The following is a 22,043-nucleotide window of genomic DNA, read 5'->3' as shown; positions in this document are numbered from 1 at the left end:
GGCTTGCCGGCGATGGGGCCAGTGTTTTTTCCGCACAGGAGATGTTCTGCGTGCAGACGCCCATTCCCGTAACCATCCTCACCGGCTTCCTCGGTGCCGGTAAGACCACCTTGCTCAAACACATGCTCAAGGCCGAGCACGGCCTGAAGCTGGCGGTGATCGAAAACGAATTCAGTGACGCCGGCATCGACAGCCAGTTGCTGGGCGACCAGCCGGTGCAGGTGATGACCCTGGCCAACGGCTGTGTGTGCTGCAGCATCCATGGCGACCTGACCCGCGCCTTGTACCTTCTGCTCGAGCGCCTGGATGCCGGCGAAATCGCCTTCGACCGCCTGGTGATCGAATGCACCGGCCTGGCCGACCCGGCCCCGGTGGCGCAAACCTTCTTCATCGACGAGGAACTGCGCGAGCGCTACATCCTCGACGGCATCATCACCCTGGTCGATGCCAAGCATGCCGAGTTGCATCTGACCCAGACCATCGCCCAGGCCCAGGTTGGCTTTGCCGATCGCCTGTTGCTGAGCAAGACCGACCTCGTCGAGCCGGCTGCGGTCCAGGCCCTGCGCGAACGCCTGGCCCGTATCAACGGGCGGGCGGCGATCCGAGTGGTCGAGCACGGTTGCATCGACCTGGCAGAGTTGCTGGACGTGCGCGGCTTCAACCTCAACCCCGACCTGGGCGCAAACCTGAAACCCTCGCTGCGCCCGGTGCTCAAGCCGGCCACCCCCGACCGCATCGGCACCCTGGTGTTGCGTACCGAAGCCGCGCTGGATATCGACCGCCTCAGCGGCTTCATGAACGAGCTGCTGGAAACCCATGGGAAGCAGCTGCTGCGTTACAAGGGCGTGCTGAACATTGCCGGCGAGGACCGCAAGCTGGTGTTCCAGGGTGTGCTCAAGCTATATGGCTTCGACTGGGACGCCGAGTGGGTCGAAGGCGAAACCCGCGAAAGCGTGATGGTCTTCATTGCCGATGACCTGCCCGAGGCTACGATTCGGGCTGGGTTCGAGGCGCTGGCTGAGGGCTGACCCGGCCCGGCGAGGGTGGCGCGAACCACTGCGGCCACGAGCTGCGGTGGCGCGTTTGCTCCTCGATGCAGGGGATCAGCCGCTCCCTCAGCACGGCGGTTTGCCCCACGGCCTTGGCCGTGCGGTACTTGATGCTGTGGATGCACTCGCGGTCGCCGAACTCGCAGCGGTTGAGCGCGGTGCCCCCACAGGGGCCATTGGCCAGGCCCTTGGGGCAGGTTTCCGGGCAGGTGTACAAGGTGTCTTCCAGGCGGCAGCGGCCGCAGGTATCACAGCCAACCAACGGGCGCTTAACACTGCGCTCCAGGGTGTGCAGCACCTGTGCGCCAAGGCGGGTAGTCCACAGTGGCTGGCGCACCGCCCAGCCAAACGCCTTGCTCAGGCTGTTGCGGCGGCTGAACAGCAGCCCATGCATGCCATGCATCAGGTGGTAGCGGGCTTTTTCCTTGAACGAGGCATCGACCCTTGATTCGCCCTGGCGCCAGTTGGCCTGGGGGGGATGGAAGGTGACTGCCGGCAGCCCCGGCATTTGCCAACTGGCTTGCCAGGCGGGCGCCCATTGCTCCAGGGTGTGGACGTGCGTTTGCCAGTACGCCAGTCGCGCTTCAAGGGCAAGCAGCTGCTTCAGGTCATGAATGCCCGACAGGTGCACGCCCGCGTAACCCATCAGCTTCGTTCCGATGATCTGCAAGGCAAGGCGATCAACGCTGCGCGACTGGGCAAAAGCCTTGGACTGCGCCGTTTCCGCCTCGAGCATCTCGCGCATGGAGGGGGTAACGGTCACGCCGGCGACGTGGTCGAGCATCGCTGCACGGCCATGGTTGAGGCTCATCAGGCAGGCCAGCATGGGTTTGGGCGCGGCCTGGCGGCGCATCCAGTGCATGGCTTCCTGGTGTTTGGCTGCGTCGAAGCCCAGTTGCAAGGTAAGGAAGTCGGCCCCCGCAGCCAGTTTTTTCTCGGCCTTGAAGTACTGCGCACCGCCTTCTTCCTCGTGGTACTTGAACGGGTTCAGCGCCGCGCCCAGCAACCAGTGCGGGCAGGCCTGGCGGGCAATCTGCAGCGCGGCCACCGACTCCAGGTAGCGCACCGGGCGCTGGCCGGGTTCATGCCCAGGCAAACGGTCACCGGTCAGCAGCAGCAACTGGTCGAGGCCGGCCGCCTCCATGCGCTGCAATTGCGCGAGCAAGTGGTGGCGTTCGCGGTCCTTGCCGGAGAAATGCGGCAGGGCCGGCACCGGGCGGTCGAACGAGGCCAGGGCGTCCAGCGGCGACATGTCCAGCGGGCTGCCGACGCGGTCGCCGATGGCCACGGTCATTGGCCAGCCGCACAGCTGCGCACGGTCCATGATCGCTTGCATCGCAGCGAAGCGTTCTGCAGAGGCTTTGGGCACAAACTCCATGACACAGACGAAATGGTGTTCACGCAGCGCGGTTTTCAGCAGGCTCATGAGGCCGGGCACCTGGTATGGTCAGGGTGGCATTGTGCGGCAGAAGGGGCAGGAGGTCATGTCCGGATGCGCAGGCTGGTGCTCTGAACAAGACATGGGTCGGCCCCTGCGCCCTCAGGATCATGAGAATTTCTTGGGTTCATCTCAAATTTTATGAGTTTGTCTCAACACCACGATCCACTGGAAAATCCCCTCATCAATTTGAGCATGCTGAGGGGCGACACATGGCACTGGCACACAACCTGGGCTTTCCACACATTGGCGGCGACCGCGAACTGCGGGCCCGCCACTGGCAAGTGCAGAAGGACGCCGGTATCGAACTGCTGCCTGTCGGCGAAACCGGCCAATGTGGCCAGCTGCCGGGTACCGATGACCAGCCGTTTGCCCTCAACTGGGAACCCTTGTTCGAAGAGGTGGAGCATGCCAACGCGCTGGGCCATGCCATCAAGCCTGTCGTGATTGGCCCGTTGACCTACCTGTGGCAGGGCCAGGCCCGCAACGCCGACTTCGACAAGCTGGAACTGCTCGATCGCCTGCTGCCCTTGTATGATCAGGCCCTCAACCGCTTGGCTGCGCTGGGCGTCGAATGGGTCCAGATCGACGAACCGATCCTCGCCCACGACCTGCCACAGGACTGGAAAAACGCCTTCGAGCGCGTCTACAACATCCTGCAGCGTGCACCGTTGAAGAAGTTGATTGCCACGTACGCCGGTGGCCTGGATGGCAACCTTGGCCTGGCCGCCAACCTGCCAGTCGATGGCCTGCACATCGATCTGGTGCAGGCGCCGGCACAGTATCAGGCCATCCTTGACCGCCTGCCGGCCTACAAAGTGCTGTCGCTGGGCCTGGTTGATGGCCGCGATGGCGCGCCTTGCGAGTCGGACAATGCCCTGGGGCTGTTGCAAGACGCCCATGAACGCCTGGGGGCGCGGCTGTGGCTGGCGCCGGCCTGTTCGTTGGCGCATGGCACCGTAGAGGTGGCTGTGCAGAAGTGCCGCGAAGTGGCTGCGCTGGCCGCCTCGCTGGAGCAGTACCGAGTCGCGGCTTGATCATCTGCTGCTTGTGCCGGCCTGTTCGCGGGCTTGCCCGCTCCCACAGGTACAGCGCATGTATTGAAACCTGCGCTACCCTGTGGGAGCGGGCAAGCCCGCGAACAGGCCGGGCCTGCTCAACTCAAACGCCGCTCAACGTTCGATAGCCAGTGCAACACCTTGGCCACCGCCAATGCACAAGGTCGCCAGGCCTTTGTGGGCATCGCGCTTGATCATCTCGTGCAACAAGGTCACCAACACCCGGCAGCCGGACGCACCAATCGGGTGGCCCAAGGCAATCGCCCCACCGTTCACATTGACCCGTGCCGCATCCCACTCCAGCGCCTTGCCCACGGCCAGTGCCTGTGCAGCAAAGGCTTCGTTGGCTTCGATCAGGTCCAGTTCGCTCAGCTGCCAGCCGGCCTTGTCCAGGCAGCGCCGCGTTGCCGCAACCGGGCCGATGCCCATGATCGCCGGGTCTACCCCGGCACTGGCATAAGCGGCGATCTTCGCCAGCACCGGCAGGCCCAGGGCCTCGGCTTTGGTGGCGCTCATCAGCAGCACGGCGGCAGCGCCGTCGTTCAGGCTGGAGGCATTGCCAGCGGTGACGCTACCGTCTTTCTTGAACGCTGCGCGCAGCTTGCCCAGCGACTCGGCAGTGGTGTCCGGGCGCGGCTGCTCATCACGGGCGAACACTTTCGGCTCGCCCTTCTTCTGCGGCAGCACGACAGGGGTGATCTCCGCATCGAAGCGGCCGGCCTCGATGGCAGCGAGTGCCTTGCGTTGCGACTCGGCGGCAAAGGCATCCTGCTGTTCACGGCTGAGGCCGTACTCGTCCACCAGATTTTCGGCAGTGATGCCCATGTGGTAGTCGTTGAAGGCATCCCACAGGCCATCGGTGATCATGCTGTCGATCAGCTGGCCATGGCCCATGCGCTGGCCGGTGCGGGCCGAGGGCATCACATAGGGGGCCAGGCTCATGTTCTCCTGGCCCCCGGCAATCACCACCTCGGCGTCACCGCAGCGGATGGCCTGGGCCGCCAGGTGCAGGGCTTTCAGGCCCGAGCCGCAGACCTTGTTCAGGGTCAGCGCCGGTACGCTGAAGGGCAGGCCGGCCTTGATCGCGGCCTGGCGCGCCGGGTTCTGCCCGGCGCCGGCGGTCAGCACCTGGCCGAGGATGACTTCGTCGACCTGCGCCGGGTCCAGCCCGGTCTGCTCCAGCAGGCGCTTGATCACGGCGGCGCCGAGGTCGACCGCAGGCACGCTGGCCAGGGCACCCTGGAAGCTGCCGATGGCGGTACGGGTTGCGGCGACGATGACCACGTCGTTCATGTTGTTGTTCTCCGTGCGGTGGGCGTAGGGCTTCAAGCATCGGTGCCCTGGGCTCATTTGTTAAGTTTGTTTTTCTTTGAGATTGATGTGAAAAGCAAATGAATGGGCGCGCAGCGGTCCACCCCGGTTTTGCATCGCCCGGATCACCCCGTAATATGTGTCGGATAACCTGCGGGGGTAGTCTCACCCTCTGATCAACAGGAAACGCCCATGTGGCGCTTCCCCAGCATAAACCTGACGAGGTACAGACATTGGCCATCATTCATCCTAAGGTTCGCGGTTTCATCTGCACCACGACTCACCCGAAGGGCTGCGAGCTCAACGTCCGTGACCAGATCGAAGCCACCCGCAAGCTGGGCGTGCGCGAGGATGGTCCGAAGAAGGTCCTGGTCATCGGTGCTTCCAGTGGCTATGGCCTGGCAGCACGCATTACTGCAGCGTTCGGCTTCAAGGCCGACACCCTGGGCGTATTCTTCGAAAAGCCAGGCACCGAAACCAAGGCCGGCACCGCTGGCTGGTACAACGCTGCGGCTTTCGATAAGTTCGCCAAGGCCGAGGGCCTGTACAGCAAGTCGATCAACGGCGACGCCTTCTCCAACGAAGCCCGCGCCAAGGTCATCGAGCTGATCAAGAACGAAATGGGTGGCAAGGTCGACCTGGTCATCTACTCGCTGGCGTCGCCGGTGCGCAAGCTGCCGCAGACCGGTGAAGTGATCCGCTCGGCACTCAAGCCGATCGGCCAGCCGTACAAGTCGACTGCCATCGACACCAACAAGGACACCATCATCGAGGCCAGCATCGAGCCGGCCACCGAGCAGGAAATCGCCGACACCGTTACCGTCATGGGTGGCCAGGACTGGCAACTGTGGATCGACGCCCTGGCGGGCGCCGACGTACTGGCCGAGGGTGCCCGTACCGTGGCCTTCAGCTACATCGGCACCGAGATCACCTGGCCAATCTACTGGCACGGCGCCCTGGGCCAGGCCAAGCAGGACCTGGATGAAACCGCGCTGCGCCTGGACAAGAAGCTGGCCGCTGAAGTGAAGGGCGGCGCCAACGTGGCGGTGTTGAAGTCGGTGGTGACCCAGGCCAGCTCGGCCATTCCGGTGATGCCGCTGTACCTGTCGATGGTCTTCAAGATCATGCAGGAAAAGGGTGTGCACGAGGGTACCCAGGACCAACTGGACCGCATGTTCCGCGACCGCATGTACCGTGCCGATGGCGCCCCGGCCGAAGTGGACGAGAAGGCCCGCCTGCGCCTGGACGACTGGGAACTGCGCGACGACGTGCAGGATGCCTGCAAGGCCATGTGGCCGCAGGTGACCACCGAGAACCTGTTCCAGCTGACCGACTACGCCGGTTACAAGAAGCAGTTCCTCAACCTGTTCGGCTTTGAGCGCGCTGACGTCAACTACGACGAAGACGTAGCCACCGATGTGAAGTTCGACTGCGTCGAGTTGTAATTTCACACCGTGCTGGCCTCATCGCTGGCACGCCAGCTCCCATTTCGACAGCGGTGCCTTCAAGGCCTGTGTCGGGGCTGGCTTGCCGGCGATGGGCTGCAAAGCAGCCCCGGCAATCTCAAGCCTTGCGCGACAGTGGCGGCGCAGCGAACGTCACACCGGCCAGGCCGTGCTTGATCAGCGCCCGGATATTGCCATGGTCACTGCCCTCAGGCGTGGCCAGCACATCCCGGTAGTGCTCGCCGAAAGCCAGCAACGCTTCCTGATCGCTCAGCCCTTCAAGCACTGCCAGGCCCAAGGTTTTGCACGAACCTTCGTTCTGCCCGGCGGCATTCTCGACACCCCCATTGTTGAACGCCTGCGGCTGATAGCTGTAGTGCTCGGCAATGAACGCCAGGGTGTCGGCAAAGGCATGTTGGCCGCTGGCCAGGCTGGCGCGCAGGGTATCTAGATCAGTCACGAGGTTTTCCTTTTTCGAACGCCGCTTGCTGCTCGGCGCTGGCTTCTTTCTGGTATTGGGCTTTCCACTGGGCATAAGGCATGCCGTACACCGCTTCGCGGGCGTCATCCAGGCTCAGGTCGAGCTCACGCTCGTCAGCCGCAGCCTTGTACCACTTGGACAGGCAGTTGCGGCAGAAGCCGGACAGGTTCATCAGGTCGATGTTCTGCACGTCGGTGCGTTTCTGCAAATGGTCGACCAGGCGCCGGAACGCGGCGGCTTCGAGTTCAAGCTGTTGCTGTGGGGTCATGTGGGCTCTCACGTCATGCGATTCTTCAGGTGGCGGCCACCATTGATGACCACCTGGCTGCCGGTGCTGTACTGGCTGGCGAGCAGGTACTTGACCGTCTCGATCAGTGGCCCGGCGCCGGGTTCGAACTCCAGCAGGGCCTTTTTCAAGGTGTGCTGGCGGTAGGCTTCGTCACCCCCTTCCTTGAGGATCAGCAGCCCGGGAAGGATACCGTTCACATGCACCTTGGGCGCATATTTTTCAGCGAACGACAGCACCATGTTCTGCAGCGCAGCCTTGGTGGCGGCATAGCCAATGTGGCTCTTGCTGCCGCGCGAGGAGGTTTCGTCGCAGATGTGAATGATGTCGGCCTTGTCCTGCTTGGCCAGCATTTCGCCCAAGGCCAGGTTGAGGTGGTAGGGCGCCTCTACATGCAGGCGGAACATGGTCTCGAGGTTGTCCAGGCCATCGTCCAGCCACAACGACGCGTTATGGATGATGGCGCGCAGGCCGTCGTAATGCTCGACCAGGTAGTCGATCAGCGCCTGGCGGTCGTCTGCCCGGCACAGGTCTGCCTGGAACTGCACGATGTTCGGGTGGGCCGCCTGTGGCTGTACGGTACGGCTGGCACTGACCACCGTATGGCCGGCCTGTGCCAGTTCAAGGGCCAGGGCCAGCCCGACGCGCTGGCTGGCTCCGGTAACGAGAATTGGGCTGTTCATGTTCGGGGCGGTCAACTTGTCTGTCCTGTGGTTGCCGCCCAGCATACCCGAACTGTTTGCCCGTTGTACGGCCTGGCCTCAGCGGCTGCGCAGGGCGCCCGCGGTGGCCGAAGAGGGCTGTAGCCAACCGGCCAGCAGGCGGGTGGACAACGGGATGAACAGGTACACCATCAGTGGCGTGAGGGCCAGGGTGCTGAGCAGTACCCGTGGTACCAGGTCGAGTGCGGCCAGCCAGTGGCCGAACGCCGTGTTGAACGCCAACGACACCGGGAAGAACGCCAGCCAGATGGCCACGGCCTGTTTCCAGCGCGGCGGTTTCTGCACCGCACTGGCGCCAAACCAGTCGTCAATGCCACTGACGCGCGCCTCTTTGGGGCGCTCGAACAGGCCATTGCCGCGCTGCAACCAGGCCCGCCGTGAGGCCGAATGCTCCCAGGCATGCAGGGTGGGCTCATCGCTGAAGCGGAAAATGATCTGGAACTCGTCGCCATCGTGGGGTGGGGCGAGAATGCCCGAGCCCAGGTAGCCGGGGAAGTCAGTGGCCAGCTGTTCGCCCTCATGCAGCCAGGCCAACAGGTCCTGGTAGCGGCCATGTGCGGCGCGGCGCGACACCATCAGGGTAACGGGTGGGGTAGACATTGTGTATCTCCTGGCAACGGGGCTGGCGGGTAGCCGGCCCCTTGGCTGCGTGGCCCGGGGTGGTGGGCAACGCAGGCAGACATGCAAGAATCGGGCGCGGATTATCGCGCAGTTGTGCTGTGTGGCAACTGTCAGCCGGCAAATGGTCGCAACCTGTGCCCGGCGCTGTCGTAGTAGACTAGGCCCTCTATTCCAGCACACAGGATGCCGTGCAGATGAGCGAACTGGGACGCAAGCCGGGGGGCGATGCGAGCTTCGAGCAGCAAGTGCTGTTTCCGATCCGTGAAGTCTCCCGCCTGACTGGCGTCAATGCGGTGACCCTGCGCGCCTGGGAGCGCCGTTACGGTCTGATCCAGCCCATCCGCACCGACAGCGGCCACCGCCTGTATTCCCAGGGGGACGTCGACGATATCCGCAGTATCCTCGGCTGGCTGGAGCGCGGCGTGGCGGTCAGCAAGGTGGGCAGCATCCTTGCCCGCAGCCAGGCGCTTGCCGGGCAGGCCACGCGCGCAGTGGACAGCTCGCTAGGCTGGCAGCAGCAGGTGCGCTTGGCAGTGCAACGCTTTGACCTGCCAGGGCTGGGCCGCCTTTATGAGGAGGTGTTTGCCGCCAGCACGCTCGATCAGGTTTTCGCTGAGGTTTTCATGCCGGTGTGGCACGACCTGGCCGTGCGCCATGGCGGCTACGGCCAGACCAGCGAGTGGCTGTTTTTTGACCAGTTTTTGCGCGGGCGGGTGTTCACGCGTTTGCAGCTGGCGGCCGCGCCGCGTCGCCACAACGTGCTGCTGGTGCCCTTGCCGGGGCAATGCCATGAGCTTGAACTGCTGGTCACCAGCCTGCTGCTGGGCAGTGACGAGGTTGGCGTGACGCCGTTGGTGTGTGGGCAGCCCCTGCAAGAGCTGGCGCTGGTCTGCGAACGCATGAAACCAGACGCCCTCGTGCTGTTTTCCCACCAGCCGCTCACTGCAGAGGTCAGCCGCTATCTGAAGCGGCTGGCGTCGGTGCTGGGCTGCGCGTTATTGCTGGCGGGAGAGGCAACGGACCAGGCCAGCGGCGGCCTGGCGGGTAGCCCCCTGGTTTGCCTGGGGGCACAGGGCGGGGTGATGCGTCAGCGTCTGCGCCAGTGCCTGGCAGGTCAGCTGGACACCTGAGTGTGCAGTTCGGGGTGGGCGCGGCAATGGGCCTGCAGGATGTAGTCGCGCAGGCGTTCGATTTCTTCCGCTGGGCTTTGGCCAAGGTCGTACGCTGCCAGGTCCGGGCCAATACGCCGGCCCAGCACACCCTGCAGTTCGATCGGCTGGATGTTGCCGGGGGCGAAGCGCAGGTCGAAACGTGCCGGCGCGCTTGGCAGGCCACGCAGCTCCACCAGCACGCCTTTGAAGGAAATTTCCCGTACCCACAGCCCGCCAGGCGCGCCATGGCCGTCGAGCAGGGCGCTGGGCTGCTCCAGCGACAGGCGCCATGGCCGCAGCATGGGGCCGTCCTCGTAGATTTCCGGGGAGCCGACTTGCAGGTGCAAAGCGTGGAATTCGTCTTCCACCAATTGCAGCGGGAAGCTGATTTGCTGGTTGTTGAATTGCGCCTGCAAGGTCACTTGTTCATTGGCCACCAGGCGGGTGAGCAAGCTCTGGATACGGCGGTCGCCATTGACCTGCAGGCTCGACATCGAGTCGGCCAGGTTCAGGTTGGGCGAATGCTGCATGCTCTGAATGAAATCCAGCTCGTCCTGGGTAAGAAGGGCGTCTGCTTGCATGATCGAACTCGGTGGTGGCGATTTCTTCAACGTAGTTGACCGTAACCGGGGGGCTTGGTTCAGGTGCGTTCGTCGGCTTTCAGACGAGCGCGCAGTTCGGCCAGCTCTCGCTCCATTTCCACCTGGCGGGTGACGTCCTTCTGAATGCCGATGAAGTAGGTACGTCGCTCGGCGTCGTTCCTTACCGCCGTGATCGACAGCTCGTTCCAGAAGGCAGTGCCATCCTTGCGGTAGTTGCGCATCACTTCCCGGCACGGGCGGCGTTCGGCCAAGGCTTTGCGAATGCGCGCACGCGCGAGCTGGTCACGGTCGTCAGCCTGCAGGAAGCGGCAATCCTGGTAGAGTATTTCGTCCCGGCTGTAGCCGGTCAGGCGTTCGAACGCGGCGTTGACGTAAATGAGGATGGTGTCGTCGCCTTCCTGTTCGGCAACCACGATCCCGTCATGGGATGCGTCGACCATCGATTGCAGCAGTTTTGCGTTGATCATGTTCAGGCCATGCGGCAGGCAGTAAAAACGGACGCGCTGTAGCAGGCGGCTTTGGCAGAGGCGGCCTTTTGCCAGCGCTGAATGCTAGTATCCTACGTTTTCACTCAGTTTCGGAATCCTCTACCCGATGAAAGTCGCCATTATTTCCGGATCGGTCTATGGCACCGCCGAAGAAGTCGCCCGTCATGCAGAAACGAAGCTCAAGGCCGCCGGCTACCAAGCCTGGCACGCCGCACGGGCCACTTTGCAGGACCTTGAAGGTTTTGCCCCGCAGGCCCTGCTGGCCGTGACATCGACTACCGGTATGGGTGAGCTGCCGGACAACCTGATGCCCTTGTACAGCAGCCTGCGTGACAGCCTGCCAGCGGCCTTCCGTGGCCTGCCGGGTGCAGTGATTGCGCTGGGCGATTCCAGCTATGGCGATACCTACTGCGGGGGTGGCGAACAGCTGCGCGAGCTGTTTGCCGAGCTGGGCGTGCGCGAGGTGCAGCCGATGCTGCAACTGGATGCCAGCGAGACGGTGACCCCGGAAACGGATGCCGAGCCGTGGCTGGCCGAGTTGGCTGATGCCTTGAAAGGCTGACGGTCAGGTTTAGCAATTATGGGCCTGCCGCAGGGAGTGTCCGGGCAGACCTGCCAGCCAGATCCCGATTCATGCCTCGCTGCCGGGTACCGGCCACTCGCGCAGCAGCGCCAACCACGCTTGCGCGGCCCGCGACAAATACGCGCCACGCCGCCAGATGAAGGCAATGTCCCAGCGCAGGTCCCCCGGTGAGCGCAGGGGCATACGCACCACACCAGGGCGTTCCAGGGCTTTTGCCACCACCCGGGGCAGCAGCACCACGCCCTGGCCTGCCGCGACCAACGCTGCCAGGAAATCCGCCTGGCCACTGCGCCCGCCTTCCGTCGGGGTGAAGCCCTGCTGCTGGCAGGCTTTCACCAAACGGTCATTGAGCACGAAACTGCGCTGGTAGAGCAGGAACGGCGTTGCGGCCAATTGCTTCAGGTGCACCCCGCCCAGGCCTGCCAACGCATGCCCCGCCGGTAGCAGGGCATCCAGCGGCTCATTGCAGAATGGCTGGTATTCGAACCCGTCGTCGCTGGGCGTAAGGCTGCCACCGAGCTCCAGCTCGCCACTTCTGACGGCCTGCTCGATGCTACGGCTGCCACCCTCAACTAGCTGGATGGCGATGTTCGGGTGGCGCCGCCGGTATTCGGCGAACAAACCGGCGAACAGCGCATCGCTGCCCAGCATCGGCAAGCCCAGGCGCAGTTCGCCACGCTCCATCTGGCTCAGATCGTCCAATTCGTTGAGCAGCGCCTGGCGTTGGCGCAGCAGGGCCTCGCCGCGCTCAAGCACGATGCGCCCGGCGGCGGTCAGGTGCAGGTGTGATGCCTGGCGTTCCAGCAGCGGCTGGCCCACATCTTGCTCAAGCTGCGCCACTTGCTTGCTGACGGCCGACTGACTGATGTGCAGGGTCTGTGCGGCTTGGGTAAAGCCGCCTCGGTGCACCACTTCGATGAAGCTGCGCAGCTGTTTGAATTCCATGTGCCAATTCCATTATGGAATGGTAGCCAGTCTAACAATTCGCTTCTGGCCTAGGCAGCCAAAACTTAAAATGAGGGCCTGTCGAGGAACACCGCCATGAAACCCGCGTTACTGAAAAAACTGCTGCGCCTGCTTGCCGAGCTGGCGACCCTGTATGCCCTGTTTGCACTCGGTGGCCAGCTGGCCACTTGGCTGGGCTGGCCTATTCCCGGCGGGGTCATGGGCCTGGCGTTGTTGTTGCTGTTGTTCGCCGTGGGGGCACTGAAGCCAGCCATGCTCCAACTCGGCGCCGGTTGGTTGATGGCCGAAATGCTGCTGTTCTTCATTCCTGCACTGATGAGCCTGCTGGACTATGGCGCGCTGATCCGGGACGAGGGCTGGCGCATCCTGCTGGTGATCGCCGTGAGCACGCTGATGGTGATGGTGGTGACGGCCCTGACCGTCGAACTTGTGTGCCGCTGGAGCATGCGCCATGAGCCTTGAACCCATGCCGTTGTTCTGGCTGGCGCTGACGTTGCTGGCTTACCTGGGCAGCCGCTGGCTGTACCGGCGCAGCAAGCGCTACCTGCTGTCGCCGCTGATTCTGGTGCCGGTGTTGCTGCTGGCGGTGGCTGTGCCGCTGCACACCGCCTATGCCGAGTACGCGCGCAATACCCACTGGCTGATGGGCGTGCTCGGCCCGGTGACCGTGGCCTTTGCCGTGCCGATCTGGCAGCAGCGGGCCATGCTTGCCCGGCATTGGCCGGCCTTGCTGGTCGGCATGCTGGCGGGCAGCAGTGCGTCCATCGCCAGTTCCTGGGGGTTGGCGCACCTGCTGGCGCTGGACAATGCGACCAGCCTGTCGCTGGTGCCGCGTTCCATCACCACGCCCTTTGCCATGCCCTTGGCCCATGACCTGGGCGGTGTGCCCGAGCTGACGGCGGTGTTCGTGATGTTCACCGGGGTGCTCGGTGCCATGTTCGGTGGCGTGCTGCTGCGTTGGTTGCCGCTGCGCACGCCGTTGGCCCGGGGGGCATTGTTCGGCGTGGGCGCGCACGGCGCCGGGGTCAGCCGGGCCCAGGAAGTGGGCCGCGAGGAAGGCTCGGTGGCCGGCCTGGTCATGGTCCTGACCGGACTGCTGAACCTGTTCGCAGCACCGCTGCTGGCCATGTTGCTCTGACCGTTCGTGCCACTGACTCGCTCAGTCATCAAGCTGGCTGGCAACGCAAGTTCCACCCCTGGTAGGGCTGGCTAGACTCACCCTCGACATAGAGAGCACATGAAAGTGCCGAGGTGACATGCAATGACCGCAGCCTTGCCCTATCCAGTCCACACCACTTAACCGGGTTACTTCTGATGCCTTTGGCCGAAATTCCATTGTGCGTCTGGCGTACCCGGGGACAGAGCTTCACATTCCGGGGCCAGAGCATCCGCTACTGGACCGCAGGGCAAGGAGAGCCCCTGCTTCTTTTACACGGCTTCCCCACCGCCAGTTGGGACTGGCATTACCTGTGGGGGCCTTTGACGCAACGCTTTCGGGTGATTGCCTGCGACATGCTCGGTTTTGGCGATTCGGCCAAACCGGTGGACCACGCCTACAGCCTGATCGAGCAAGCCGACCTGCAGCAGGCGCTGCTCGCCCACTTGCAGGTGGACCAACCGGTGCACCTGCTGGCTCACGACTATGGCGGCAGCGTCGCTCAGGAGTTGCTGGCGCGGCACCATGAGCAGCGCGCCGAGGTAGCCAGCTGCGTATTTCTCAACAGTGGCCTGTTCGCCGAAAGCTGTCACCTGCTGCTGATCCAGAAGTTGCTGCTGAGCCGCTTCGGCTGGCTGGTGGGTCGCTCCTTCGGGCGTGACGACCTGGTGCGCAACATGACCCAGGTCCATGGCCCCTGCACCCACCCGAGCGAAAGTGCCCTGGACGATTTCTGGAGCCTGATCGCCGCCAACCGCGGTACGCGCGTGCTGCATAAACTGGTGGGCTACCTGCTGGAGCGCCGCCTGCACCGTGAGCGCTGGGTTGCGGCCATGCAGTGCCCAGGTGTGCCCATGCGGCTGATCAACGGCATGGTCGACCCATTGTCCGGCGCGCACATGCTTGAGCGTTACCGGCAACTGGTGCCACAGCCAGACACCGTGCAACTGCAGGGTATAGGCCACTACCCGCACACCGAGGCGCCGGTGCAGGTGCTGCGGCATTACCTGGCCTTTCGTGAGCAACCGCTGAGCTTTTGCCAGGCGAAAGTGGCGTGGTCCTGAGCGGGCCTCATGGCTCGGCGTTATTACCAGGCATTCAGCCTGCGTGAGCTTGATTGTCTGCTTGCCGCCGGCGGCAGACACTCGGCTGACCTGAACCTGCCTGGAGCCCTTGGCATGAGCGAGCCTGTACTTCTGCAAGATCGTGTGGTGATCGTTACCGGCGCCGGTGGCGGCCTGGGCCGTGCCCACGCGCTGCTGTTCGCCGCGCGCGGGGCCAAGGTGGTGGTCAACGACCTCGGCGGTTCCACCCACGGGGAGGGCGCCAGCGCCAGCGCTGCTGATCGGGTGGTGCAGGAGATTCGCGCCGCCGGGGGCAGTGCGGTTGCCAACCATGACTCGGTCAGCCAGGGTGCCCGCATTGTCGAGCAGGCCCTGGACAGCTATGGCCGCGTCGATGTCGTGGTGAACAACGCCGGCATCCTGCGTGACAAGACCTTCCACAAGATGGACGACAGCGACTGGGAGCAGGTTTACCAGGTGCATGTCGAAGGCGCCTACAAAGTTACCCGCGCGGCCTGGCCACACCTGCGTGAGCAGAACTGGGGGCGGGTGATATTCACGGCATCCACCTCTGGTATCTACGGTAATTTTGGCCAGGCCAATTACGGCATGGCCAAGCTGGGCCTGTACGGGCTTACCCGGACCTTGGCCATCGAAGGGCGCAAGCACGGTATCCTGGTCAACGCCATTGCCCCAACCGGCGGTACGCGCATGACGGAAGGGCTGATTCCCCCGCAGGTGTTCGAACGGCTCAAGCCGGAGTTGGTCAGCCCCTTGGTGGTGTACCTGGGCAGCGAACAGTGCCAGGGCAGCGGCGAGCTGTTCGAGGTGGGCGGGGGCTGGATCGGCAAGGTGCGCTGGGAGCGTAGCCTGGGGGTGGGTTTCGACCCGCGCGAAGGCTTTACGCCCGAGCAGGTCGCGCAGCAGTGGGAGCACATTGGTGATTTCGAAGGGGCAGTGCACCCGCAGGACAGCTTGCAGGCGCTGCAGCAGATGATGGCCAACCTGCAGAAATACCCGTTGTAAGGCCATTGTAAGGAGCGGCCTTGCGTCGCGAAAGGGGCGCGAAGCGGCCACAGGATTTCAGCGTTGGCGGCTAAATTGCAGGGGCTGCTTCGCAGCCCGTTCGCGACGCAAGGCCGCTCCTACAGGTGTCGCGTGGCCCTGAGGCTTTGCCGATGTCCGCGGGCGTCATTATTCAGCGCAAAAAAAAAAGCCGCTGCAAGCCGCAGCGGCCAATCGAGACGTTAGATCAAGGAGCTTCAAAATCTACGTCAGTGCACCTCGCAGGCCTGAAAGGCGGGGGGGAGAGCCCTTCATGCCGGCCAGTGAGTAAAGAATAAGCGCTTGATCCCGTAGGAAAAATAGCCGCTTATGACATTCACCTTTACGTTTCGGGCAACAGTTGCGCAACTGTTCAAGCCGCGGGCGAGTAGCCCATTCGCCAGCTGGTTTCCCGCGTTGCCGCCAGCAACCGCTGTGCCGCCGGGCCATGCTCGTCGGCATGGAAGATCGATGTAGGCCCGACCACGGTCATCACCGCCGCAACCTGCCCCAGGGCATTGAATACCGGGGCCGACAATGCATCCACGCCCGGCATCAACAAACCGTGTACATGGTGCAGGCCACGTTCGCGTATGCCGGCCAGTAGCGCTTGATAATCGTCGGCAGAGTGCTGCAGGGCGGCCAGTTCACGGTCACGCAGGTCTACCGTTTCCCGCTCGGGCAGGTAGGCAGCGAACACCAACCCGGTCGATGAGCTGAGCAGCGGCAGCACCGAACCGATCTGCGTCACCACGGTCACCGCCCGCACCGCGGGCTCGATGCTGACCACGGTCGCGCCCTGGTTACCCCACACGGCGATGAAGCAGCTTTCGTTCAGTTCGTCGCGCAGTTGCGACAGGGGCAGTGCAGCAATTTTCAGCACATCGATGCTGCCCAGCGCCGCCAGCCCCACCCGCAATGCCTCACGCCCCAGGCCGTAATGGTTGGTGGCAGCATCCTGTTCGGCAAACCCGCTGGCGATCAATGCCTGCAGGTAGCGGTGCACCTTGCTCGCCGGCATCTGCACATGCTCGGCCAGGCGTGACAACGAGGTGGAAGGGGCCAATTCAGCCAAGGCCTTGAGGATGTCGGTGCCGACCTCCGCAGAGCGGACTTTCTGCTTGCCGTTGTCGGCGGTGGTACTGGCTTTGGCCATGGACAGCTGCTTCCGGATTCTTCAGTCGGGCCTTTATAGCTTGACGCCATGCGCGGGGCAAATTACGTTATTCGTAATCTGATTACGATAAAAACAATGCAGACCCGCTGCCGCCCACCCCAGGGCCTGCAGCCAACTGCCCGCAACGGCTCGGCCAGAGCCCGGAGGCACCGATGAATCGCGATCCATCACCCGACCTTCACTACCTCAGCGGCTTCGGCAACGAGTTTGCCAGCGAAGCGCTGCCCGGTGCCTTGCCGGTCGGGCAGAACTCGCCGCAGCAGGCGCCCTACGGGCTGTACGCCGAACTGCTGTCCGGCACGGCGTTCACCATGGCCCGCAGCGAGCTGCGGCGGACCTGGTTGTACCGTATCCGCCCGTCTGCCTTGCACCCACGTTTCGAGCGCCTGGCGCGCCAACCGCTACAGGGCCCGCTGGGGGGCATCAACCCCAATCGCCTGCGCTGGGGCCCCCAGCCGATTCCCGCCGAACCCACCGACTTCATCGAAGGCTGGCTGCCGATGGTGGCCAACGCCACGGCAGACAAACCGAGCGGCGTGAGCATCTACATCTACCGCGCCAACCGCTCCATGGAACGGGTGTTCTTCAACGCCGATGGCGAACTGTTGCTGGTGCCGGAACAGGGTCGCCTGCGCATTGCCACCGAGCTGGGCGTGCTGCAGGTCGAGCCGCTGGAGATTGCGGTGATCCCGCGTGGCATGAAGTTCCGTGTCGAGTTGCTCGACGGCCAGGCCCGCGGCTACATCGCCGAAAACCACGGCGCCCCCTTGCGCCTCCCGGACCTGGGCCCGATCGGCAGCAATGGCCTGGCCAACCCGCGGGATTTCCTCACCCCGGTGGCGCACTACGAAGAAACCACCGGCCCGCAGCAGCTTGTCCAGAAGTTTCTGGGTGAGCACTGGGCCTGCGAACTTCAGCATTCGCCGCTGGACGTGGTTGCCTGGCATGGCAGCAACGTGCCGTACAAGTACGACCTGCGCCGCTTCAACACGTTGGGTACGGTCAGTTTCGACCACCCGGACCCGTCGATCTTCACCGTGCTGACGTCGCCGACCAGCGTGCATGGCCTGGCCAACATGGACTTCGTGATCTTCCCGCCGCGCTGGATGGTGGCCGAGAACACCTTCCGCCCACCGTGGTTCCACCGCAACCTGATGAACGAGTTCATGGGCCTGATCCAGGGTGCCTACGATGCCAAGGCCGAGGGCTTTCTGCCGGGTGGGGCGTCGTTGCACGGGGTGATGAGCGCCCACGGGCCCGATGCCGAAACCTGCGAAAAAGCCATTGCCGCCGAGTTGGCCCCGCACAAGGTCGACAACACCATGGCGTTCATGTTCGAGACCAGCCAGGTGCTGCGCCCGAGCGTGCAAGCGCTGCAATGCCCGCAATTGCAGGCCGACTACGATAGTTGCTGGGCCACCTTGCCGAGCACCTTCAACCCGAACCGGAGATAACCCATGAACCACACTGCCATTGCCCGTAGCTGGGTCGAGCACGCCAACGGGCACAGCGACTTCCCGCTGCAGAACCTGCCAATGGGCATCTTCAGCCGGCCAGGTGAAGCCAAGCGCTGTGGCGTGGCCATTGGCGACGCAATCCTCGACCTGGAGGCGGTGCTGGCCGCCGGCCTGTTCGACGGCGCAGCCAAGGCTGCCGTCGAGGCGACCCAGGGTGGGGCACTGAACGCATTCTTCGCATTGGGGTGCAGCGCGCGGTTGGCCCTGCGCGAACGCTTGCAGGCATTGCTGGGTGAACACAGCGAACACCAGGCGGCACTGAAGCCGGCCCTGCTCCACGCCGGCGACTGCCAGTTGCACGTACCGGCGCAGATCGGTGACTACACCGACTTCTACGTGGGTATCGAGCACGCCAAGAACGTCGGCAAGCTGTTCCGCCCCGACAACCCGTTGCTGCCCAACTACAAGTACGTGCCGATCGGTTATCACGGCCGTGCCTCGACCATCCGCCCCTCGGGTACCGAGGTGCGCCGGCCAAAGGGGCAGACCTTGCCGGCCGGGCACACCGAGCCCAGCTTTGGCCCCTGTGCGCGCCTGGACTACGAACTGGAACTGGGTATCTGGGTAGGCCAGGGCAACGCCATGGGTGAAGCGATTGCGGTAGGTGATGCTGCCGAACACGTGGCCGGCCTGTGCCTGCTCAACGACTGGTCGGCGCGCGACATCCAGGCCTGGGAATATCAGCCGCTGGGGCCGTTCTTGTCGAAAAGCTTCATTACCAGTATTTCGCCGTGGGTGGTCACCGCCGAGGCGCTGGCGCCGTTCCGCTGCGCCCAGCCGGCCCGGCCGCAAGGCGACCCGCAGCCACTGCCGTACCTGCTGGACGAGCGCGACCAGGCTGCGGGCGCGTTCGATATCGAGCTGGAAGTGCTGTTGCTGACCGCGCGCATGCGTGAGCAGGGCCTTGCCCCGCACCGCCTGACCTTGAGCAACACCCGCAGCATGTACTGGACCGTGGCCCAACTGGTTGCCCACCACAGCGTCAACGGCTGCCAGTTGCAGCCGGGCGACCTGTTCGGCTCGGGCACCCTCTCCGGTGCCACCCCTGGCTCGTACGGCAGCCTGCTGGAAATCACCGAAGGCGGCAAACTGCCGGTGGAGCTGGCCAGTGGCGAGGTGCGCAAGTTCCTCGAAGACGGTGACGAGATCATCCTGCGCGCCCGCTGCCAGCGTGACGGCGTGGCCAGCATCGGCTTCGGCGAATGCCGTGGCACGGTCGTCGCGGCCAACTGAGGGGGCAGGGCATGGAGCTGTACACCTATTACCGTTCCACCTCGTCGTACCGGGTGCGCATCGCGCTGGCACTCAAGGGCCTGGCCTACCAGGCCTTGCCGGTGAACCTGCTGCAAGGTGAACAGCGTGGCGCCGGCTACAGGGCCGTCAACCCGCAGGGCCGCGTGCCAGCCTTGCGCAATGACGGCGGTGAAGTGCTGGTGCAGTCGCCGGCGATCATCGAGTACCTGGAAGAGGTGTACCCACAGCCCGCCCTGCTGCCGGCCAATGCCGAGCGGCGGGCCAAGGTGCGCGGTGTGGCGGCGATCATCGGTTGCGACATTCACCCGCTGCACAATGTCAGCGTGCTGAACCGGCTGCGCCAGGGCGGTCAGGACGAGGGCCAGGTGAACGACTGGATCGCACACTGGATCAGCCAGGGGCTGGCGGCCGTGGAACAGTTGATTGGCGATGAGGGTTTCTGTTTTGGCGATACCCCGGGCCTGGCCGATGTGTACCTGATTCCGCAGTTGTACGCGGCTGAGCGTTTCGCTGTCGACCTTGGCGGTTGCCCGCGCATTCAACGGGTTGCCGCACTGGCAGCCGCGCACCCGGCATTCGCCCAGGCCCACCCGGCCCGGCAGCCGGACACCCCGGCTCAGTGAAGTGAGCGGTTCGTCGCCGGAAGCTTGCCGATGCGCTCGCACAGCTTCAGGCGCTGGACCGGGTCTTCCGTCAGCAGCAGGGCATGCTCCAGGTCGTAGCGTTCGGCTTGGGGGCAGTCCAGGTGTTGGTAAAGCGAGGCGCGGGTCATGTAGTCCGCGACCTGCACCGGCCCTAATCGCATGACCCGTTCGGCGTCGATCAACGCCGCCAGGTGGTTGTCATTGCTGATATGCAGTTGGCGCAGGTTGCGCGACAGGCGCTGCAGCATCTGCTGCGCGCTGGCGGTGCGCAGGTGCTCTGCCGTCAGCGGGAGGTCGGGGCCAAACTGGCGTGCCAGCAGCTCGCGACAGTCGCTGGGGTACAGGCGCCTGCCGCCACAGGGGTCGAGCAGGTGGTCGGCACCCGGCACGCGCAACAGGAAGTGCCCGGGAAAACCCACGCCCTCCAGCGGTATGCACAAACGCCTGGCCAGCTCGAGGGCGAGGATGGCCAGGGCCAGCGGTTGGCCTCGGCGGCGTTGCAGCACCTTGTCCAGCATGGCGGCATGTGGCCGCAACGGCAGGTATTCGTCTTGCACAAACCCCAGTGCATTCAGTTGACGCAGCAGAGGCTGTGCCAGTTCACTCAACGGTAGCATGGGCAGGTGGGCACTGATTTCGCGCTGCAGGTCGTGCACGGTGGCAAGGCTGGCGGCAGGCGCGACGTTAGGGTCGTGCTCGGCGGCAACCCACAATGCGGCTTCCAGCAGGGCGACGGGCTCGCGTTCCAGGCAGGCCAGGCAGGCTTGACGTGGGTTCATGGGGCTTCTCCACACTCGCTTGAGTATTAGCTGCCGTGCGGGGTTTCGTCCAGTGGTCTGCCGGCGGCTGCAAACATGAGGCCGGGCTTATACTGGGTGCAGCACCTGTTGGGGAGCCTGTCGATGTTCGCGCTGATGCAAAGCACCCGTACCCAGTCACTGCACTTGTTCACCGACCCGCCCACGGGCCTGAAAGCGGTGGTGGCGATCCACAGCCAGCAGTTGGGGCCGGCGCTGGGTGGCTGCCGCTACCTGCCGTACGCCGATGACGAAAGCGCCATGGCCGACGCGATTCGCCTGGCCCAGGGCATGAGCTACAAAGCGGCACTGGCGGGCTTGCCCGTTGGGGGCGGCAAGGCGGTGATCTTGCGCAACCCGCATGTGGAAAACCGCGCAGCTTTGTTCGAGGCCTTCGGCCGCTTCGTCGATACCTTGCAAGGGCGTTTCATCATTGCCGTGGACAGTGGCACCTCGACCCTGGACATGGACTGCATCGCCCAGAGCACGCCGCATGTGACCAGTACCACGGCCTCGGGTGATCCCTCACCGCATGCGGCAATGGGGGTATTCGCCGGCATCCGCGCCACGTCCTATGCCCGCTTGGGCAGCTACAACCTCGAAGGCCTGCGGGTAGCGGTGCAAGGGCTGGGTAATGTTGGCTACGCCCTGGCCGAACAACTGCATGCGGCGGGGGCGGAACTGTTGGTGAGTGACCTGGACACAGGGCGGGTACGGCTGGCTGTTGAGCAGCTCGATGCCCACCCGGTGACCCACGATGCGTTGATCAGCACCCCCTGCGACATCTTTGCCCCGTGCGGTGTGGGGCCGGTGCTGAACGGGCAGAGCGTGATGCAACTGCGCTGCGCGGCAGTGGCGGGGGCGGCGAACAACCAGCTGACCACCTTGCAGGTGGCTGACCAGCTGGAGACCCGCGGGATACTGTATGCGCCCGATTATGTGATCAATGCCGGTGGCTTGATTTACGTGGCGCTCACCCACCGTGGCGAAGACCTGGGCACCATCACCTCGCACCTGGCACGCATACCATCGCGGCTGACCGAAGTGTTCGGCCATGCCCAAGCAGAGAAACGCTCGCCGGCGCGGGTGGCGCAGATGTTGGCGGAGCGGTTGTTGTATGGCTGACGGGGTTTGTGTTGCATGCACCGGCCTCATCGCTGGCAAGCGAGCCCACGGGGATCGCATCAGG

At 64.3% G+C, this 22,043-nt stretch carries 24 protein-coding genes; 13 read left to right on the top strand and 11 right to left on the bottom strand.

The window, feature by feature from the left end; all coding sequences use genetic code 11:
• The first annotated feature begins 50 nt into the window (after nt 1-50).
• Nucleotides 51-1,028 carry a GTPase gene (yjiA, locus tag G1E_RS22790; protein ID WP_009682655.1) on the top strand — a complete coding sequence of 326 codons (978 nt, stop codon included), beginning with the start codon at nt 51-53 and terminating at the stop codon, nt 1,026-1,028.
• On the opposite strand, the gene G1E_RS22785 is transcribed toward yjiA, so the two are convergent.
• Nucleotides 988-2,475, bottom strand: coding sequence for a methylenetetrahydrofolate reductase C-terminal domain-containing protein (locus G1E_RS22785; RefSeq protein WP_009682656.1), 1,488 nt, complete (start codon nt 2,473-2,475; stop codon nt 988-990). The two genes, yjiA and G1E_RS22785, sit on opposite strands and share 41 nt — an antisense overlap.
• 224 nt (nt 2,476-2,699) lie before the next feature.
• On the opposite strand from G1E_RS22785, the gene G1E_RS22780 reads away from it, so the two are divergent.
• Nucleotides 2,700-3,524, top strand: a complete 825-nt coding sequence (locus tag G1E_RS22780; RefSeq protein WP_047150128.1) for a 5-methyltetrahydropteroyltriglutamate--homocysteine methyltransferase — start codon at nt 2,700-2,702, stop codon at nt 3,522-3,524.
• A 135-nt stretch (nt 3,525-3,659) separates the two neighbouring features.
• On the opposite strand, the gene G1E_RS22775 is transcribed toward G1E_RS22780, so the two are convergent.
• On the bottom strand, nt 3,660-4,838 hold the full coding sequence (locus G1E_RS22775) for an acetyl-CoA C-acetyltransferase (protein ID WP_009682659.1): 1,179 nt from the start codon (nt 4,836-4,838) through the stop codon (nt 3,660-3,662).
• Between the two features lie 251 nt (nt 4,839-5,089).
• Between G1E_RS22775 and fabV the strand changes: the two genes are divergently transcribed.
• Entirely contained in the window at nt 5,090-6,301 is a 1,212-nt protein-coding gene (gene fabV / locus G1E_RS22770) for an enoyl-ACP reductase FabV (protein WP_033690367.1), read from the top strand.
• A gap of 118 nt (nt 6,302-6,419) precedes the next feature.
• Here the strand turns inward: fabV and G1E_RS22765 are convergent, their stop codons facing one another.
• Genes G1E_RS22765 through G1E_RS22750 form a run of 4 tightly spaced genes read right to left on the bottom strand, consistent with a single transcriptional unit; the run spans nt 6,420 to nt 8,390 of the window.
• Nucleotides 6,420-6,761, bottom strand: coding sequence for a HopJ type III effector protein (locus tag G1E_RS22765; RefSeq protein WP_009682661.1), 342 nt, complete (start codon nt 6,759-6,761; stop codon nt 6,420-6,422).
• Nucleotides 6,754-7,050 carry a DUF1244 domain-containing protein gene (locus G1E_RS22760; protein ID WP_009682662.1) on the bottom strand — a complete coding sequence of 99 codons (297 nt, stop codon included), beginning with the start codon at nt 7,048-7,050 and terminating at the stop codon, nt 6,754-6,756. The genes G1E_RS22765 and G1E_RS22760 overlap by 8 nt, the downstream gene beginning before the upstream one ends.
• Nucleotides 7,051-7,058: 8 nt before the next feature.
• Nucleotides 7,059-7,796: a dihydromonapterin reductase gene (folM, locus tag G1E_RS22755; RefSeq protein ID WP_009682663.1), complete on the bottom strand. Its 738-nt coding sequence runs from the start codon at nt 7,794-7,796 to the stop codon at nt 7,059-7,061.
• A 33-nt stretch (nt 7,797-7,829) separates the two neighbouring features.
• A complete protein-coding gene (locus G1E_RS22750; RefSeq protein ID WP_009682664.1) occupies nt 7,830-8,390 on the bottom strand; it encodes an antibiotic biosynthesis monooxygenase in 561 nt (186 codons plus the stop codon).
• 215 nt (nt 8,391-8,605) lie between these two features.
• Between G1E_RS22750 and G1E_RS22745 the strand changes: the two genes are divergently transcribed.
• Nucleotides 8,606-9,541, top strand: coding sequence for a MerR family transcriptional regulator (locus G1E_RS22745; RefSeq protein ID WP_029886898.1), 936 nt, complete (start codon nt 8,606-8,608; stop codon nt 9,539-9,541).
• On the opposite strand, the gene G1E_RS22740 is transcribed toward G1E_RS22745, so the two are convergent.
• Both G1E_RS22740 and G1E_RS22735 read right to left on the bottom strand, forming a co-directional pair.
• Entirely contained in the window at nt 9,526-10,143 is a 618-nt protein-coding gene (locus G1E_RS22740; protein ID WP_009682667.1) for a hypothetical protein, read from the bottom strand. The two genes, G1E_RS22745 and G1E_RS22740, sit on opposite strands and share 16 nt — an antisense overlap.
• Before the next feature lie 59 nt (nt 10,144-10,202).
• On the bottom strand, nt 10,203-10,631 hold the full coding sequence (locus tag G1E_RS22735) for a PAS domain S-box protein (protein WP_009682668.1): 429 nt from the start codon (nt 10,629-10,631) through the stop codon (nt 10,203-10,205).
• Nucleotides 10,632-10,758: 127 nt separating this feature from the next.
• Between G1E_RS22735 and G1E_RS22730 the strand changes: the two genes are divergently transcribed.
• Nucleotides 10,759-11,214 carry a flavodoxin gene (locus G1E_RS22730; RefSeq protein WP_009682669.1) on the top strand — a complete coding sequence of 152 codons (456 nt, stop codon included), beginning with the start codon at nt 10,759-10,761 and terminating at the stop codon, nt 11,212-11,214.
• Between the two features lie 69 nt (nt 11,215-11,283).
• Here G1E_RS22730 and G1E_RS22725 read toward each other — a convergent pair whose 3' ends face one another.
• Nucleotides 11,284-12,180 (bottom strand): LysR family transcriptional regulator, encoded by an 897-nt coding sequence (locus tag G1E_RS22725; protein ID WP_029886899.1) that lies wholly within the window; start codon nt 12,178-12,180, stop codon nt 11,284-11,286.
• Between the two features lie 96 nt (nt 12,181-12,276).
• Here G1E_RS22725 and G1E_RS22720 point away from each other — a divergent pair, with 96 nt between their 5' ends.
• From G1E_RS22720 to G1E_RS22705, 4 genes are all read left to right on the top strand, one after another.
• Nucleotides 12,277-12,663 carry a CidA/LrgA family protein gene (locus G1E_RS22720; RefSeq protein ID WP_009682672.1) on the top strand — a complete coding sequence of 129 codons (387 nt, stop codon included), beginning with the start codon at nt 12,277-12,279 and terminating at the stop codon, nt 12,661-12,663.
• The gene (locus tag G1E_RS22715) at nt 12,653-13,339 is read left to right on the top strand and encodes an LrgB family protein (RefSeq protein ID WP_009682673.1); all 687 of its coding nucleotides are present in this window, start codon (nt 12,653-12,655) and stop codon (nt 13,337-13,339) included. Before G1E_RS22720 ends, G1E_RS22715 begins: the two co-directional genes overlap by 11 nt.
• A 176-nt stretch (nt 13,340-13,515) precedes the next feature.
• Nucleotides 13,516-14,421: an alpha/beta fold hydrolase gene (locus tag G1E_RS22710; protein ID WP_029886900.1), complete on the top strand. Its 906-nt coding sequence runs from the start codon at nt 13,516-13,518 to the stop codon at nt 14,419-14,421.
• 114 nt (nt 14,422-14,535) lie between these two features.
• Complete coding sequence (locus tag G1E_RS22705) at nt 14,536-15,447, top strand: SDR family oxidoreductase (protein WP_009682675.1); 912 nt, start codon at nt 14,536-14,538, stop codon at nt 15,445-15,447.
• A gap of 391 nt (nt 15,448-15,838) precedes the next feature.
• On the opposite strand, the gene G1E_RS22700 is transcribed toward G1E_RS22705, so the two are convergent.
• Nucleotides 15,839-16,621, bottom strand: coding sequence for an IclR family transcriptional regulator (locus G1E_RS22700; protein WP_009682676.1), 783 nt, complete (start codon nt 16,619-16,621; stop codon nt 15,839-15,841).
• A 173-nt stretch (nt 16,622-16,794) separates the two neighbouring features.
• Between G1E_RS22700 and hmgA the strand changes: the two genes are divergently transcribed.
• Genes hmgA through maiA form a run of 3 tightly spaced genes read left to right on the top strand, consistent with a single transcriptional unit; the run spans nt 16,795 to nt 20,036 of the window.
• Complete coding sequence (gene hmgA / locus G1E_RS22695) at nt 16,795-18,096, top strand: homogentisate 1,2-dioxygenase (protein WP_009682677.1); 1,302 nt, start codon at nt 16,795-16,797, stop codon at nt 18,094-18,096.
• Between the two features lie 3 nt (nt 18,097-18,099).
• Nucleotides 18,100-19,392 (top strand): fumarylacetoacetase, encoded by a 1,293-nt coding sequence (gene fahA / locus G1E_RS22690; protein ID WP_009682678.1) that lies wholly within the window; start codon nt 18,100-18,102, stop codon nt 19,390-19,392.
• A gap of 11 nt (nt 19,393-19,403) precedes the next feature.
• Nucleotides 19,404-20,036 carry a maleylacetoacetate isomerase gene (maiA, locus tag G1E_RS22685; RefSeq protein WP_009682679.1) on the top strand — a complete coding sequence of 211 codons (633 nt, stop codon included), beginning with the start codon at nt 19,404-19,406 and terminating at the stop codon, nt 20,034-20,036.
• On the opposite strand, the gene G1E_RS22680 is transcribed toward maiA, so the two are convergent.
• Complete coding sequence (locus tag G1E_RS22680; protein WP_009682680.1) at nt 20,030-20,836, bottom strand: SirB1 family protein; 807 nt, start codon at nt 20,834-20,836, stop codon at nt 20,030-20,032. The two genes, maiA and G1E_RS22680, sit on opposite strands and share 7 nt — an antisense overlap.
• A gap of 123 nt (nt 20,837-20,959) precedes the next feature.
• Here G1E_RS22680 and G1E_RS22675 point away from each other — a divergent pair, with 123 nt between their 5' ends.
• Nucleotides 20,960-21,979 (top strand): Glu/Leu/Phe/Val dehydrogenase dimerization domain-containing protein, encoded by a 1,020-nt coding sequence (locus G1E_RS22675; RefSeq protein ID WP_009682681.1) that lies wholly within the window; start codon nt 20,960-20,962, stop codon nt 21,977-21,979.
• Nucleotides 21,980-22,043 lie beyond the last annotated feature (64 nt).

Origin of the sequence: Pseudomonas sp. TJI-51 (genome assembly GCF_000190455.2) — a bacterium.
Taxonomy (GTDB): Bacteria; Pseudomonadota; Gammaproteobacteria; order Pseudomonadales; family Pseudomonadaceae; genus Aquipseudomonas; species Aquipseudomonas juntendi.
Note: the sequence above shows the minus strand (reverse complement) of the source record. Positions and strands in the feature narration are given on the sequence as shown.